At 61.1% G+C, this 14,371-nt stretch carries 18 protein-coding genes; 2 read left to right on the top strand and 16 right to left on the bottom strand.

Features of this window, described 5'->3' with window-relative positions:
• Positions 1 to 127 precede the first annotated feature (127 nt).
• The 11 genes from AC1Z1G_RS08100 to ccmA all read right to left on the bottom strand — a co-directional run bounded on the left by AC1Z1G_RS08100 (position 128) and on the right by ccmA (position 8,450).
• The gene (locus AC1Z1G_RS08100; protein ID WP_483626264.1) at positions 128 to 757 is read right to left on the bottom strand and encodes a hypothetical protein; all 630 of its coding nucleotides are present in this window, start codon (positions 755 to 757) and stop codon (positions 128 to 130) included.
• Between the two features lie 313 nt (positions 758 to 1,070).
• Positions 1,071 to 1,481, bottom strand: coding sequence for a hypothetical protein (locus tag AC1Z1G_RS08095; protein WP_483626263.1), 411 nt, complete (start codon positions 1,479 to 1,481; stop codon positions 1,071 to 1,073).
• A 14-nt stretch (positions 1,482 to 1,495) separates the two neighbouring features.
• Positions 1,496 to 2,704, bottom strand: coding sequence for a c-type cytochrome biogenesis protein CcmI (gene ccmI / locus AC1Z1G_RS08090; RefSeq protein WP_483626262.1), 1,209 nt, complete (start codon positions 2,702 to 2,704; stop codon positions 1,496 to 1,498).
• Complete coding sequence (locus tag AC1Z1G_RS08085; protein WP_483626261.1) at positions 2,697 to 3,170, bottom strand: cytochrome c-type biogenesis protein; 474 nt, start codon at positions 3,168 to 3,170, stop codon at positions 2,697 to 2,699. Before AC1Z1G_RS08085 ends, ccmI begins: the two co-directional genes overlap by 8 nt.
• Positions 3,167 to 3,703 carry a DsbE family thiol:disulfide interchange protein gene (locus AC1Z1G_RS08080; RefSeq protein ID WP_483626260.1) on the bottom strand — a complete coding sequence of 179 codons (537 nt, stop codon included), beginning with the start codon at positions 3,701 to 3,703 and terminating at the stop codon, positions 3,167 to 3,169. Before AC1Z1G_RS08080 ends, AC1Z1G_RS08085 begins: the two co-directional genes overlap by 4 nt.
• Positions 3,700 to 5,688 (bottom strand): heme lyase CcmF/NrfE family subunit, encoded by a 1,989-nt coding sequence (locus tag AC1Z1G_RS08075; RefSeq protein ID WP_483626259.1) that lies wholly within the window; start codon positions 5,686 to 5,688, stop codon positions 3,700 to 3,702. The genes AC1Z1G_RS08080 and AC1Z1G_RS08075 overlap by 4 nt, the downstream gene beginning before the upstream one ends.
• Positions 5,689 to 5,691: 3 nt before the next feature.
• A complete protein-coding gene (gene ccmE / locus AC1Z1G_RS08070; protein WP_483626257.1) occupies positions 5,692 to 6,147 on the bottom strand; it encodes a cytochrome c maturation protein CcmE in 456 nt (151 codons plus the stop codon).
• Positions 6,144 to 6,320: a heme exporter protein CcmD gene (gene ccmD / locus AC1Z1G_RS08065; RefSeq protein WP_483626255.1), complete on the bottom strand. Its 177-nt coding sequence runs from the start codon at positions 6,318 to 6,320 to the stop codon at positions 6,144 to 6,146. Before ccmD ends, ccmE begins: the two co-directional genes overlap by 4 nt.
• Positions 6,317 to 7,072, bottom strand: a complete 756-nt coding sequence (locus AC1Z1G_RS08060; RefSeq protein ID WP_483626254.1) for a heme ABC transporter permease — start codon at positions 7,070 to 7,072, stop codon at positions 6,317 to 6,319. The genes ccmD and AC1Z1G_RS08060 overlap by 4 nt, the downstream gene beginning before the upstream one ends.
• A 77-nt stretch (positions 7,073 to 7,149) precedes the next feature.
• Positions 7,150 to 7,818 carry a heme exporter protein CcmB gene (ccmB, locus tag AC1Z1G_RS08055; protein ID WP_483626253.1) on the bottom strand — a complete coding sequence of 223 codons (669 nt, stop codon included), beginning with the start codon at positions 7,816 to 7,818 and terminating at the stop codon, positions 7,150 to 7,152.
• A complete protein-coding gene (ccmA, locus tag AC1Z1G_RS08050; RefSeq protein ID WP_483626251.1) occupies positions 7,815 to 8,450 on the bottom strand; it encodes a cytochrome c biogenesis heme-transporting ATPase CcmA in 636 nt (211 codons plus the stop codon). Before ccmA ends, ccmB begins: the two co-directional genes overlap by 4 nt.
• Positions 8,451 to 8,648: 198 nt before the next feature.
• Between ccmA and fliK the strand changes: the two genes are divergently transcribed.
• Both fliK and AC1Z1G_RS08040 read left to right on the top strand, forming a co-directional pair.
• Complete coding sequence (fliK, locus tag AC1Z1G_RS08045; protein ID WP_483626249.1) at positions 8,649 to 10,220, top strand: flagellar hook-length control protein FliK; 1,572 nt, start codon at positions 8,649 to 8,651, stop codon at positions 10,218 to 10,220.
• Positions 10,217 to 10,546, top strand: coding sequence for an EscU/YscU/HrcU family type III secretion system export apparatus switch protein (locus tag AC1Z1G_RS08040; RefSeq protein WP_483626248.1), 330 nt, complete (start codon positions 10,217 to 10,219; stop codon positions 10,544 to 10,546). Before fliK ends, AC1Z1G_RS08040 begins: the two co-directional genes overlap by 4 nt.
• A 183-nt stretch (positions 10,547 to 10,729) precedes the next feature.
• Here AC1Z1G_RS08040 and AC1Z1G_RS08035 read toward each other — a convergent pair whose 3' ends face one another.
• The 5 genes from AC1Z1G_RS08035 to motD all read right to left on the bottom strand — a co-directional run bounded on the left by AC1Z1G_RS08035 (position 10,730) and on the right by motD (position 14,360).
• Entirely contained in the window at positions 10,730 to 11,122 is a 393-nt protein-coding gene (locus AC1Z1G_RS08035; RefSeq protein ID WP_347904794.1) for a DUF2802 domain-containing protein, read from the bottom strand.
• Positions 11,123 to 11,608, bottom strand: coding sequence for a chemotaxis protein CheW (locus tag AC1Z1G_RS08030; protein WP_019692361.1), 486 nt, complete (start codon positions 11,606 to 11,608; stop codon positions 11,123 to 11,125).
• A 79-nt stretch (positions 11,609 to 11,687) separates the two neighbouring features.
• Entirely contained in the window at positions 11,688 to 12,551 is an 864-nt protein-coding gene (locus AC1Z1G_RS08025) for a CheW domain-containing protein (protein ID WP_483626246.1), read from the bottom strand.
• 84 nt (positions 12,552 to 12,635) lie between these two features.
• Positions 12,636 to 13,424 carry a ParA family protein gene (locus tag AC1Z1G_RS08020; RefSeq protein ID WP_483626245.1) on the bottom strand — a complete coding sequence of 263 codons (789 nt, stop codon included), beginning with the start codon at positions 13,422 to 13,424 and terminating at the stop codon, positions 12,636 to 12,638.
• Between the two features lie 48 nt (positions 13,425 to 13,472).
• On the bottom strand, positions 13,473 to 14,360 hold the full coding sequence (gene motD, locus AC1Z1G_RS08015) for a flagellar motor protein MotD (RefSeq protein WP_483626244.1): 888 nt from the start codon (positions 14,358 to 14,360) through the stop codon (positions 13,473 to 13,475).
• Positions 14,361 to 14,371 lie beyond the last annotated feature (11 nt).

The following is a 14,371-nucleotide window of genomic DNA, read 5'->3' as shown; positions in this document are numbered from 1 at the left end:
TTTCCAGAACGGCCGGAAAACCTAAACCAACGCGGATCGAAGTTCCACCCAAACACCTCAACGGTAACACCGGGAAATATAACGGCCAGCCGCCCGCCCATTCGCCCAGGGTGCTCAGTGATTCAGCCTACATCGGCGGCGTCACACCATCCTTGCCAGCCGAAACCGACTGCGCTGTCAGCGTGCCATCAGCGCCCTGTGTGGCGAACAACACCACCTTGACGCCCGGTTTGAGCAGGCTGCGGTCGCCCGGTGTGAGGTTGACGATCGGCACGTCTTCGGGCACCAGAATCTTCTGCTGGCCGCCCTTGTAGTTGACGGTCAGCATCCGGCCGTTACTGACCACCAGATCCCCGACACTGCCGTTGGTCATGCTGCTGCCCTTGACCAGGTCGAAGGGGCGATGACCGTCGCCAGTGCCGGCCATTTGAGGGGGGAATACGTGAACCTCCAGCGCCTTCAGGGAACCATCCGTCTGGGGAATCGCCGCCGAGCCAATATAGCTGCCGGGCTTGATGTCTTCGATATTGGCCAGGGTTACGGCGCGGACCTGAGTGTCCGCCGTCAGATTAACGGTGACGGTTTCACCGCTATTGGCATGCACTGTCAGTGAATCGACAGAAACAGCAATGATTTCGCCACGCACGCCAACGCGCATGCCAGGAGCATCCTGCGCCAGGGCGGACACAGCCACCATCAGGCCGCCCAGTGTGACGGCGCACAAGCCACGTAACAGACGACTGACACTCACATTCATGGGATCGACTTCCGGTAAGAAACGGTTCACAGGTGCCGAGCGCGCACCACGCAACAGTGTGCACAAAGCATAGGCGCGCTATTGGATTGCGTGTACGTGAATCCGGCATCAAACACGATGAGCGGTCCCTGCACCACCCGCCTCCTTGCACCAGCGCTATTAATAGCAACCCTGGAGTTATCTTCACTCAAGTACAGAAGGTCGATGCGTGACGTATGGTTGTTTTACAGCGTGTGAAATCGATCAAGGACAAACGCCCGGCAGTGTCGATCAACGCCCATAAAAAACGGCGACCCTTGGGTCGCCGTTCGCGTTATTGACCGTACTGGCGGCCCAACCCCGATGGCACACCGTGGATGTCGGTTTCTTCCCACGGCCCATTCGGGCTGATAGAGCGGCTCCAGCCGTTGTTCCACCGGTAGTAGGTACGCTGGCGGTAGAACGTGTTGGTCTGGTTGTCGAGGACGTAGACCCCAAGCCTGGCATCCCAATGGCTGTTGCCACCCGGTGGCGGAGCGAAGCTCGCGGAGGTGCGCGGCTGTGGCTTGGCGGGTTTGTTCGGGGTCACCGGTTTACCGGGGGCGGTGGACGGCCCCGGCTTGACGCTCGGCCCGGAGGGCGGAATCGGTGGTAACTGCGGGTGATGATGGGTTGGGGGCTGGACCGCGCAGGCGCTTAACCCCAGGACAAGACTGAGCAGGGTGATGCGAGCGATGGCGGTCATAGCGGTTTTCCTGGTTATTTGTCCGGACTGTCGATGGTCAATTGTTGCGGCGCGGTGGTGCTGCTGGCCAAAGGCTCGCTGCGACCGACCCACTCGCCGGCAGTCGGTTGGCCGGCACGGGAGATGCGCGCAACCAGTTGGACTTCAGGGAAGTTCGACAGTTTCAACTGCGGCATCATCGCGTCGGCATCTCCCAGCTCAACGGTCGCTGGCAAGTCGGCAACGGTCAGGCGTTTGGCGGCCAATGGCGCCGGTGGGCCAGAAGCGGCGCGGGCAAAGATGAACACGCTGTCACCTGGCTGAACCTTGGCTTTTACTTCGGCGGCCAGGTCGACCGTCACTTTGATCAACGCCGCGGATTTTGCCGCAGTAACCGGTGCCTGGGCTACTTTAGCGCCGCCCTCTTCCAGTTTTTCGCTGGCCCGGGCAATGCCGCCCTGCAATGCGCCACGGGAGTTGTCGTCTGCCGGCAGTTGCGCCAACAGGCGGGTCCAGTAGTCGATGGCGTCCTGATAACGCTCGCTTTCAAACGCGGCGATGCCCAGCAGGCCAAGGCTGGTGACTTCCTTCGGATCGGCCTTGAGCGCCTCGTCGGTCAGGGCCTGAACCTTGTCCGACCACTTCTTGTTGTCGGCGAAGTACTGCGCCTGCGCCCATTGACCGAGCAGCTCGGGCTGACGACCGGCCAGCGCAACCGTGCGCTCGAAGATCTTCGCGGCATCTGCCGGACGATCCTGAGCCATGTAGGTGCGCCCGAGGAAGTACAGGCCTTCGGCGGAATCCGGTTGAGCGGCGACGGCACGCTCCAGACGCTGGGTCATCTCTTCCATCGACTGCGGTGCCTGGGCGAACTCACGGGTCAGTTCGACCTTGTCGCTGGCACCGAAATGCAAATACAGGCCCAGGCCCAACACCGGCACCAGGATGGCCGCCAGCAATGGCAATGGCTTGCCCAAACGCGCCACCCGGCCCGTGTCGGCGCCTTCGGTGTCGGCCAGCAATTCGCGCGCGGCTTCATCGCGGCCGGCGTTCATTTGCGTCGCATCGAGTACACCTTCGGCCTGCTGCGATTGCAACTCAGCCACGCGCTCTTGATAAAGCGCCACGTTCAGCGCGGTACGATCCTCTTCACGCTGGGCGCGACGGCCACGCAAAACCGGGATCAGCAGAAAACTCAGGGCAACCAGTAGAAGCAGACCTGCAGCAAGCCAGAAATCAATCATTCTTGGTGTTATCCAACAGGTGGTCGAGGCGCTGACGCTCCTCGGCAGAAAGCGAGTCGGTGCCGGCAATGCGCTCGGCGCGACGGCGACGAACGATCACGACAATCACGGTGAGCCCGCCCAGCAGCAACCCCGCAGGGCCAAACCACAGCAGCGCGGTCTTGCCGGTCAGGGCCGGTTTGTAGCGCACGAAATCACCGTAGCGGTCGACCATGAAGTCGATGATCTGCTGATTGTCCTTGCCCTCGCCGAGCATGCGGAAAATCTCTTTGCGCAGGTCGGCGGCAATCGGTGCGTTGGAGTCGGCGATGTCCTGATTCTGGCACTTGGGGCAACGCAGCTCTTTGGTCAGCTCGTGAAAACGCTCGCGATCGCCTTCTTTGGCAAACTCATAGGTGTCGATGGCCGCGTGGGCCACGCCCGCCATGCTCAAGCCCAATACAGCGGCGGCTATCCAGCGCTTCATGGCTTGGCCTCATCGACCAGCGCCTGATACTTGGCCGCCAGTTGTTCGCGCCAGACCTGTTCATCGATCACGCCAACGAATTTGTCGCGAATAATGCCCTTGGCATCGATGAAGAAGGTTTCCGGGGCACCATAAACGCCGAGGTTCAGGCCCAGCGAGCCCTCCTCGTCACGCATATCCAGCAGATACGGGTTGTGGAACTCGGCCAGCCACTTCACGGCGTCGGCATTGACGTCCTTATAGTTGACGCCATAAATCACCACACCCTGCTGGGCCAGTTTGTTCAGCACCGGGTGCTCGACCCGACAGGAAATACACCAGGTGCCCCACACGTTGACCAGTGCCGGTTTACCCAGCAAATCAGCCTTGGTCAGGGTCTTGTCACCTTGCACGGCCGGCAGGGAAAACTCCGGGAACGGCTTGCCGATCATCGCCGAAGGCAACTCGGCCGGGTCCAGGTACAGGCCCCGGTAAAGAAACACGGCTACCACCAGAAACAGCGCCAGTGGCAACACCATCAACCAACGTCTCATGCCGTGGCTCCCGTCATGCCCAGTGCTTCACGCACGCGGCTTTTCACCTTGACCCGATAACGCCGATCCATCGCCGCCAGCAACCCACCAAAACCTGTGAGTAAGCCGCCGAACCAGATCCAGCGCACGAACGGTTTGACGTGAACCCGCACCGCCCAGGCACCATCGCCCAGGGACTCACCCAGCGCCACATAAATGTCACGGGTGAAACCGGCGTCGATCCCGGCCTCGGTCATGACCGAGTTCTGCACGGTGTACAGGCGTTTTTCCGGGTGCAGCACCGAGACTTCCTTGCCATTGCGGATCACCCGGATCGTGCCTTTGTCGGAAGTGAAGTTCGGGCCTTCGAAGTGCTTGGCGCCTTCGAAGATGAAGTGATAACCGGCCAGGTCCATAGATTCGCCCGGTGCCAGGCGCAAGTCGCGCTCGGCGCTGTTCTGACTGGAAAGCACCACGCCCAAGGCGCACACGGCGATGCCAAAGTGCGCGATCTGCATGCCCCAATAGCTGCGGGTCAGGCTCGGCAGGCCTTTGATCAGGCCTTTGTGGCGGATTTTGTCGAGGATGTCACGCACACCGGCCAGCAACACCCAGGCGGCGAGCATGAACGTCGCCAACACCGCCCAGTTGAAGTCGCCATAAGCGATGCCAGCCACCACGGCCAATGCGGCGCTGCCCAGCAACACCGGGGTCAGCATGCCCACCAGCCATTTCACCGGGGTGTCTTTCCAGCGCACCAGCACGCCGACCGCCATCACCACCATCAACAACGCCATCAAGGGGATGAACAACGCGTTGAAGTACGGCGGGCCGACCGACAACTTGGCGCCGGTCAGGGCATCGAGCACCAGCGGATACAAGGTGCCGAGCAGAATCATCGACGCGGCCACCACCAACACAAGGTTGTTGCCCAGCAACAGGGTTTCACGCGACCAGAGGTTGAAGCCCACCTGGCTCTTGACCACCGGCGCGCGCAAGGCGAACAACGTCAGCGAACCGCCGACGACGAACAGCAGGAACATCAGGATGAACACGCCACGCTCGGGGTCCGAGGCAAACGCGTGCACCGAGGTCAGCACGCCGGAACGCACCAGGAACGTCCCCAGCAGGCTCAACGAGAAGGCTGCGATAGCCAGCAACACGGTCCAGCTTTTGAACACGCCGCGCTTTTCGGTGACCGCCAACGAGTGAATCAGCGCAGTGCCCACCAGCCAAGGCATAAACGAGGCGTTTTCCACAGGGTCCCAGAACCACCAGCCGCCCCAGCCGAGTTCGTAATAGGCCCACCAGGAGCCGAGGGTGATGCCAATACCGAGGAACGCCCAGGCAACGATGGTCCATGGTCGCGACCAGCGTGCCCATGCCGCATCCAGACGACCGCCGAGCAACGCCGCAATGGCGAAGGCAAAAGCAACCGAGAAACCGACGTAACCCATGTAGAGCATCGGCGGGTGCACGATCAGGCCGATGTCTTGCAGCAACGGGTTGAGGTCACGGCCATCCGCTGGAATCTGCGGCAGGATACGGGCGAACGGGTTCGAGGTGACGATCAGGAACAGCAGGAAACCGGTGCTGATCATGCCCATCACGGCCAGCACGCGGGCCAGCATTACCTGCGGCAACTGCCGGGAGAATACCGACACGGCAAAGGTCCAGCCGCCCAGAATCAGCGCCCATAGCAGCAAGGAACCTTCGTGGGCGCCCCACACGGCACTGAACTTGTAGTACCACGGCAACGCGCTGTTGGAGTTACCGGCCACATAGGCGACGGAGAAATCGTCAGTCATGAAGGCGTAAGTCAAGCAACCGAAGGCGAATGCCAGGAAGGCAAACTGCCCCCAGGCCGCTGGCTGGGCCAGGCCCATCCACATGCGGTCACCACGCCAGGCACCAAGCAACGGCACGATGGCCTGCACGATAGAGAAACACAGGGCGAGGATCATCGCCAGGTGGCCTAATTCGGGTATGAAGATACCTGCGGTCATGAATCAACCCTCCTTCGCGGGTGTCGGCGCGGACTGACCGCTGTCCTTGAGCGCCTTGGTGACTTCCGGCGGCATGTACTTCTCGTCGTGCTTGGCCAGCACTTCGTCGGCCACCACCACGCCCTGGGCATTGAGCTTGCCCAGCGCCACGATGCCCTGCCCTTCACGGAACAGGTCCGGGAGAATGCCGCGGTAGGTGATGGTCACGGATTTGTTGAAGTCAGTGACGACGAACTTCACGTCCAGCGAGTCGCCGGAACGCTGCAACGAACCGGCCTCGACCATGCCGCCCGCGCGAATACGCGTGTCTTGCGGGGCTTCGCCGTTGGCTATCTGGGTCGGGGTGTAAAACAGATTGATGTTCTGCTGCAAGGCACTCAGGGCCAGGCCGACGGCGGCGGCAACCCCGATCAGAATCGCGAGAATGATGATCAGACGTTTTTTACGCAGGGGATTCACTTGCTGTTCTCCCGGCGCAGACGACGCGCCTCTTGTTGCAGATAACGCTTGCGGGCCAGGATCGGCACGGCCACGTTGTAGGCCAGTACCGCCAGGCAGATGCCATAAGACGTCCAGACATAAAGGCCATGATGGCCCATGGCAAGGAAATCGCCGAACGAAGCGAAACTCATCGGGCGACCCCCAGGCTGTTTTGAACTTCGGCTTTCACCCAACTGGCGCGGGCTTCACGCTTGAGCACTTCGAGGCGCATGCGCAGCAACAGCACGGCGCCGAAGAAGCAATAGAAGCCCAGCACCGTCACTAACAACGGCAGCCACATTTCTGCGGGCATGGCCGGTTTTTCGGTGAGGGTAAAGGTCGCGCCCTGGTGCAGGGTGTTCCACCACTCCACCGAGTACTTGATGATCGGGATGTTGATCACGCCGACAATCGCCAACACCGCGCAGGCCTTGGCCGCGCTGTCGCGATTGCTGATGGCGTTACCCAGGGCAATCAGGCCGAAATACAGAAACAGCAGAATCAGCATTGAGGTCAGGCGCGCGTCCCAGACCCACCACGAGCCCCAGGTCGGCTTGCCCCAGATCGCCCCGGTGACCAGCGCCACGGCGGTCATCCAGGCACCGATAGGCGCCGCGCATTGCAGCGCGACGTCAGCCAGCTTCATTTTCCACACCAGCCCGACAATGCCGCACACAGCAAGCATCACGTAGCAGGACTGCGCCAGCATGGCGGCGGGCACATGGATGTAGATGATGCGAAAGCTGTTGCCTTGCTGGTAGTCCGGCGGCGCGAAAGCCAGGCCCCAGACTACGCCGACACTGATCAGCAGCAACGCCGCGACGCTCAGCCAGGGCAGGAGTTTACCGCTGATGCCGTAAAACCATTTAGGCGAGCCGAGCTTATGAAACCAAGTCCAGTTCATTACTGTTTCCATCACGGTTGCTTTTCGTTATCACGAAAAGCCAGGGTCTTTACTGATCAGATTTTGACCAGACCTCATTATTCGCCGACGCTAATCTTCAGGCCAGCGGCTATTGCAAAAGGTGTCAGGGTTATCGCCAGGGCGGTCAGGCTCCCAAGCCATAGCAGATAACCGGTCGCCGGCATGCCCTGCAATGCCGCCTGCAACGCGCCACTGCCGAGAATCAACACCGGGATGTACAGCGGAAGGATCAACAGCGCCAGCAGCAGACCGCCGCGCTTCAACCCCACCGTCAGCGCCGCGCCCACTGCCCCGAGCAAACTCAATACCGGTGTACCCAGCAGCAACGACAACAGCAGAACCGGCAGACACGCGGCAGGCAAACCGAGCATCAATGCCAGTAACGGCGCCAGCAACACCAGCGCCAGGCCGGAAAACGCCCAGTGTGCCAGTACCTTGGCCAAAACCAGAAGTGCCAGGGGGTGCGACGAAAGGACCCACTGTTCGAGTGAACCGTCCTCGAAATCACTGCGAAAAAGCCCGTCCAGCGAGAGCAGGACGGACAAAAGCGCCGCTACCCAGACCAGCCCCGGAGACAAGGTTTGCAACAATTGAGTCTCGGGTCCGACCGCCAAAGGGAAGAGCGCAACGACAATTGCGAAGAACACCAGCGGGTTCGCCAGCTCCGCCGGTCGGCGAAACAGCAAACGCGCCTCTCGGGCGACCAATAGTCCAAAAACACTCATACGGCCCAGCGCCCCAAATCGATGTCGCGATAACCGGCCGGCATCCGGGTCAAGGTGTGGTGCGTGGTCAACACCACCATGCCGCCGCGCTCGCAATGCCCGGCCAGGTGTTCTTCAAGCTGTGCGACGCCCTGCTTGTCGAGGGCCGTGAACGGTTCGTCGAGAATCCACAACGGCGGGCTGTCCAGGTACAAGCGGGCCAGCGCCACACGCCGTTGCTGACCGGCGGACAGGGTGTGGCAGGGAACATCTTCAAAACCGCGCAGTCCGACCGACGTCAGCGCTTGCCAGATGGCCTCGTGCGTGGCGGGCCGGTGCAAGGCACACAGCCAGCTGAGGTTCTCTTCTGGCGTTAGCAGGTCCTTGATCCCGGCGGCATGGCCGATCCACAGCAGGTTATGCGCCAGCTCCGTACGTTGCCCGGTCAAGGGCAGGCCGTTGAGCAGGACTTGCCCGGCGGTCGGCTGCATCAGCCCGGCGAGCAAGCGCAGGAGGCTGGTCTTGCCGCTGCCGTTGGGGCCGCTGATCTGCAACATCTCGCCGCCGGACAGACGCAAATCGAGGTGTTCGAAGAGCATCCGCCAGTCTCGCTCACAGGCAAGCGCTACGGCTTCTAGAAGAGGGCTGGTCAAGGGATTCACGGGCCTATACGGTTCAAGTCGGCAGTGGAGCGGCCGTTAAAGAGATGCAGAATAAATGCATTGACGACCTGTTCTAGAGAGCTGCGTCAAACATTTGCAATGTTTTCGCCACTCCCCGAAAGACGGGCGGCATTATACATGTGATGCCCTACTCTCAAGAGGGCTAATTTCCTCAGGTTGTGACCCCAGATGACAGGCGAAATGAACATCCTCCCGCTGCCCCAACCCACAACGGCCCCCTCGCGGCCAGCGGTGGTCAGCGGTGAGCTGCTCAAATTGCTGTCCCCCATGGAAGGCCTGATCAGCCCCGGCCAGACTGCCAAGGCCGAAGTGCTGTCACTCAAGCAGACCGACCAGACCTTTCAATTGCTGTTGAAAGTCACCCTCGACAGCGGCCGCCAGACTACCGTGCAAGCCACCAGCACTCAGCCTCTGCCTCAGGGCGCGCAACTGGCGATCACCCAACCGTCGGCCGGCAACCTGGCGATCACCGTGCAGCAGGCCCTCGCCGCCAATGTCGCCACCCTCACCCGCCTCGACACCTCGCAACTGCCGGTGGGTACGCTATTGCAAGGCAAAGTGCTGACCCACCAGTTGTTGCCGCAGACGCCTGGACAACCGGCGGTCTATCGCTCGCTGGTGAGCCTGCTCAATACCGCGCTGAGTGGCAGCACGCTGAGCATCGACAGCCCGCAGCCCTTGCGCATCGGCAGCCTGCTCAGTGCATTGGTGCAGGGTTCGCAAACCCTGAGCTTTGTACCGCTGGCCAGCCGTCAGGAACAACTGGCGGTGAGCCAACAACTGCTTGCCCAACAGAGCCGTCAGGGTTCATTGGACGGTTTGATCAAAGCCCTGCAAAACCTGCCGCCGTCCGACACCAACACCGCCGACCTGCGTGCCGCCGTCGACAAATTGCTGGCGGGCATGCCGGACGTGCAACAACTGAGTACCCCCAAGGGCCTGGCACAGGCCCTGGCCAACAGCGGGATGTTTCTGGAAAACAAACTGCTGGCCGGACAAAATCCAACCCTCACGCCCGACATGAAAGGCAATTTGCTGCGTTTGATCGCGCAACTGGCACCCGGCCTTCCGGCCAACAGCAGTTTCAACGCCACCATTGCCGCCAACACCCTGGCCCAGGCATTGCCGAGTTTTGTGCGCAGCGCCCTGGGCACACTCGGGCAGGTCAGCGCCAAACCGCAGCCGAGCAACTTCCCCCTGCCCTCCCGGTTGCTACAGAGCCTGGAGGGTGAAGGGGATCTGGAGCATTTGCTGCGTTTGGCTGCCGCTGCCGTTTCGCGCCTGCAAAGCCATCAGCTGTCGAGCCTGGAGCAAACCGGCATGACCGAAGACGGTCGCCTGCAAACCACCTGGCAGTTGGAAATCCCCATGCGCAACCTGCAAGACGTGGTGCCGTTGCAGGTCAAGTTCCAGCGCGAAGACGCCCCCGAGAAGCAAAAAGACGAAAAACCTGCCGAGCGCGAACCCAAAGAGCGGCTGTGGCGGGTAGAGCTGGCGTTCGATATGGAGCCGCTGGGCCCGCTGCAAGTTCAGGCTCAACTGGCTCAGGGCAAACTCAGCGGCCAACTCTGGGCCGAGCGCCCGTACACCGCCAGCCTGATCGACAGTCACTTGAACGAATTACGCGAGCAGTTGCGCACATCGGGCCTGAACGTCGGCGACCTGGACTGCCACCTCGGCACACCGCCACAAGGCCCAAAAACCCGCCTCGAACAACGCTGGGTCGACGAAACCGCATGAACAACGCCAACCCGCCACGCCAGGCCATCGCTCTCAAGTACGACGGCCAACACGCGCCGACCCTCACCGCCAAAGGCGATGACGAACTGGCCGAAGCCATCCTGAAAATCGCTCGCGAATGTGAAGTGCCGATCTATGAGAACGCCGAACTGGTGAAACTGCTGGCGCGCATGGAACTGGGGGACAGTATTCCCGAGGAGTTGTACCGCACGATTGCCGAGATCATTGCGTTTGCGTGGAAACTCAAGGGTAAGTTTCCTGAGGGGCACGATTCAGCGGCAGTGATGGTGGAGAAGGATGTGACAGAACGCGGGGATGATTACTGATCAAGCAGGTGCTGCAAACTCAATGTGGCGAGGGAGCTTGCTCCCGCTCTGCGCAGCAGTTGCAAAAATGACGGATCTATCTGGAAGAATGTAATTGTAGGTTTCAGGGCCGCTTCGCAGCCCAGCGGGAGCAAGCTCCCTCACCACAATTGTTCAACTGTCGCCAGGCTCGCGCAGTTGCTTTTAGCTCTTGTGCAGCTTGCTCATCAACTCGGCCTCGGCCTGGGTCAACCCGCAGGACTGAGTGAGTTCGTCAACACTTGCGCCCATCCCCACCAGGCGAGCCGCCTGAGCGAATGACAGGCTGGACGGGTCGCGCTGCTCCAGTTGGGCAAGCTTGTCCGGCAAGGGTCCGACGACGGCGCGCAACTCGTGCAGGTCTTCACCCATGCGCACCGTGCCGTTCTGGTAATCGTCGACGCGCTTGCCCAGGTCCTTGATGCGCTGGTCGCGCAGCACATCACCCTGAGCCTGTTGCGCAGCAATCTGCCGCTGGGCACGGATGTACGCCACGAACATCGCCAGCGTGCCCGCCCAAAAGAGGAACAGGACAATGACAGCTACCTCAAGCATCAATCAGATACTCTCCAGTTCCGACCATTCTTCTTCGCTCATCATCTTGTCCAGCTCGACCAGGATCAGCAACTCGTTGTTCTTGTTGCACACGCCCTGGATGAACTTGGCGGACTCTTCGTTACCGACGTTTGGCGCGGTTTCGATTTCCGACTGACGCAGATAAACCACTTCCGCCACGCTGTCGACCATGATCCCGACCACTTGCTTGTCGGCTTCAATGATGACGATACGGGTGTTGTCGCTGACTTCGACCGTACCCAGGCCAAAACGCTGGCGGGTGTCAATCACGGTCACCACGTTGCCGCGCAGGTTGATGATGCCCAGCACATAGCTTGGCGCACCCGGAACCGGAGCGATTTCGGTGTAACGCAGGACTTCCTGAACGCGCATCACGTTGATGCCGTAGGTTTCATTGTCCAGCTTGAAGGTTACCCATTGCAGGATCGGATCTTCGGAACCCTTTGCAGACGACGCCTTATCATTCATACCCTGACCCCTCGAAAAACCGCAGTTGGCGGTGTGTGTTCTGTTTGGCCGCACCCACGTGCGGCCCTGTATTTATGTGTTACGCAGGCTTGTGTGGCGGCTTGTTCGCACTCATGTGCCTCGCGCCACCACTGGCAATCAGTTCCGCCAGCGCGGAGACGTCGAGCAACGCACACATGTGCTCGATCACCGTACCGGCCAGCCATGGACGCTGCCCACGATGGGTGCGCCATTTGATTTCATTCGGGTCCAGGCGCAATGAACGGCTGACCTGATGCACCGCCAGCCCCCACTCATAGCCCTGAACCGAGATCACGTATTGCAAGCCCTGACGGAAATCGTCGCGGTAACGATCCGGCATGACCCAGCGTGCGGTATCCAGCACTTTCAGGTTGCCGGCCTGGCTCGGCAAAATCCCGAGGAACCATTCCGGCTGACCGAACAACGGCGTCAGCTCGTGGCCGGCCAGCGAGTAAATCGAACCCAGGCACACCAGCGGCACCGCCAGGGTCAACCCGGCCACGTCGAACAGCAGGCATTCGAACGGCTCGGCAGCCCACGACGGACGCCCGTCACTCTCCACGGGAGGCGGTGTGTTGCTCGGCGGCAAATGAACTTCAACCACCGGCGGCACGAGTGCCTGCAACAACGGCGCAACCAGCGAAGGCGCCATGACCGGTGCAGGCACCTCAAGCACGGGCACGACCACCGGTGCAGGTGCAGGCACAACCGGGGCAACAACGGCTGCCAGCTTTTGTGCGTCGCGTGCCTGCTCTTCAAGGACCGCCGCCTGGAACTCATCCAGGGTGCTTTCAGGCTCGACCACCTCGGGCAGTGCTTCAAGCGTGACCGGCAGTTCCTCGGTCGCCTCTTGCAGCAGCGAATCCAGATAGGATTGCAGCGCCAGTTGCGGCCGGGTCTTGATCTCGACAGGACGGTTCATAGGGATGCCCATGAATAAACCTCAACCCAATGGCCTACAGAGGTTATCGGCAGCATCGACGGCTGGCTTGAGTAGAGGTTCACCTCAAGCCACCTGCGGAGCAAGTTGCTGGGCCAGCAAGTGTTTGAGCAAGGCCCGATATGCCAGCACGCCGCGGCTTTTGCCGTCGAACTGTGAAGGCGTCAGACCGGCGCGGCTGGCGTCGCGCAGACGGGTATCGACCGGAATGTAGCCCTGCCAGATATCGTCGGGGAATTTGTCGCGCAGCACCCGTAACGTCCCGAGGGACGCCTGGGTCCGGCGGTCGAACAGCGTCGGCACGATGCTGAACGGCAGCGCCTGTTTGCGCGAACGGTTGATCATCGCCAGGGTGTTGACCATGCGCTCCAGGCCTTTGACGGCCAGGTGTTCGGTCTGCACCGGGATCACCAACTGCTGGCTCGCCGCCAGGGCGTTGACCATCAACACGCCGAGCAACGGCGGGCTATCGATCACGGCGTAATCGAAGTCCTGCCACAACTGCGCCAGGCTCTTGGCGATCACCAGCCCCAACCCACTCTGGCCAGGCGACTGACGCTCAAGGGTGGCCAACGCGGTGCTCGATGGCAGAAGGGAAATACGTTCGTCGCTGGTGGGCATCAACAGCTGGCCGGGCAGGCCTTGCGGCACTGTGCCCTTGTGCAGGAACAGGTCATAGCAGCTGTGTTCCAGGCTGTCAGGGTCATAGCCGAAGTAACTGGTCATGGAGCCGTGGGGGTCGAGGTCGACCACAACCACGCGCTTGCCCGCCTCGGCCAGCAACCCGGCTAAAGCGATGGAGGAAGTGGTTTTACCAACACCACCCTTTTGATTGGCAACTGCCCAGACTCTCATTCAAATTGTTCCTCTCGGTCGGGCAGGCCCGACCGAGGAATAGCTGAGTTACAAAGCGGGTGACGGAGAATTGACGGCACTCTCGCGTCCCGGCGACTTGACAGGCGTCGGTGCAGTTTGTGTGCCAGCACGCTTCAATGCCGCATCAGGCGTCGCATGGGCGGTGCCAGTGCCAGTCAGGCTGCGACGTACATCGAGGTTACGTGACACCACCAACACCACACGGCGATTGCGCGCCCGACCTTCGGCGGTGGCGTTATTGGCCACCGGCTGGAACTCGCCATACCCCACCGAGGCCAGCCGCCCAGGGTTCACACCCTGCATGGCCAGCATGCGCACGATGCTCGCCGAACGCGCCGAAGACAGCTCCCAGTTGGTCGGGTACTGCGCGGTGCGGATCGGCTGGTCGTCCGTGAAGCCTTCAACGTGGATCGGGTTATCGAACGGCTTCAGAATCGCCGCGACCTTGTCGATGATGTTGAACGCGATGTCGCTCGGCATGGCGTCGCCGCTGCCGAACAGCAGGCTGGAGTTCAATTCGATCTCGACCCACAGTTCATTGCCGCGAATGGTCATCTGGTTGGAACTGATCAGATCACCAAACGCTGCGCTGATGTCATCGGCGATGCTTTTGAGCGGGTCCTTGCTGGCCTGACTGATGCCGGCGTCGACCTGGTCGCTGTCCTTGATCAGAGGCTGCGCCGGGGTGACGGTCTTCGGTCGCTCGTCACCGATCGGAATCGGCTTGAGGGCACGGTCCGAATCGGTGAATACGCCGATCAGCGCCTCGGAAATCACCTTGTACTTGCCCTCGTTGATCGAGGAGATCGAGTACATCACCACGAAGAAGGCAAACAGCAGTGTGATGAAGTCCGCGTAGGACACCAGCCAGCGTTCGTGGTTTACGTGTTCTTCAGGTTGGCGACGACGTGCCATGAGGTTATTCC

This window comes from Pseudomonas sp. JL27(2026) (assembly GCF_056933555.1).
The sequence above is the reverse complement of the archived record's forward strand: the minus strand, read 5'-3'. Positions and strand labels throughout refer to the sequence as shown.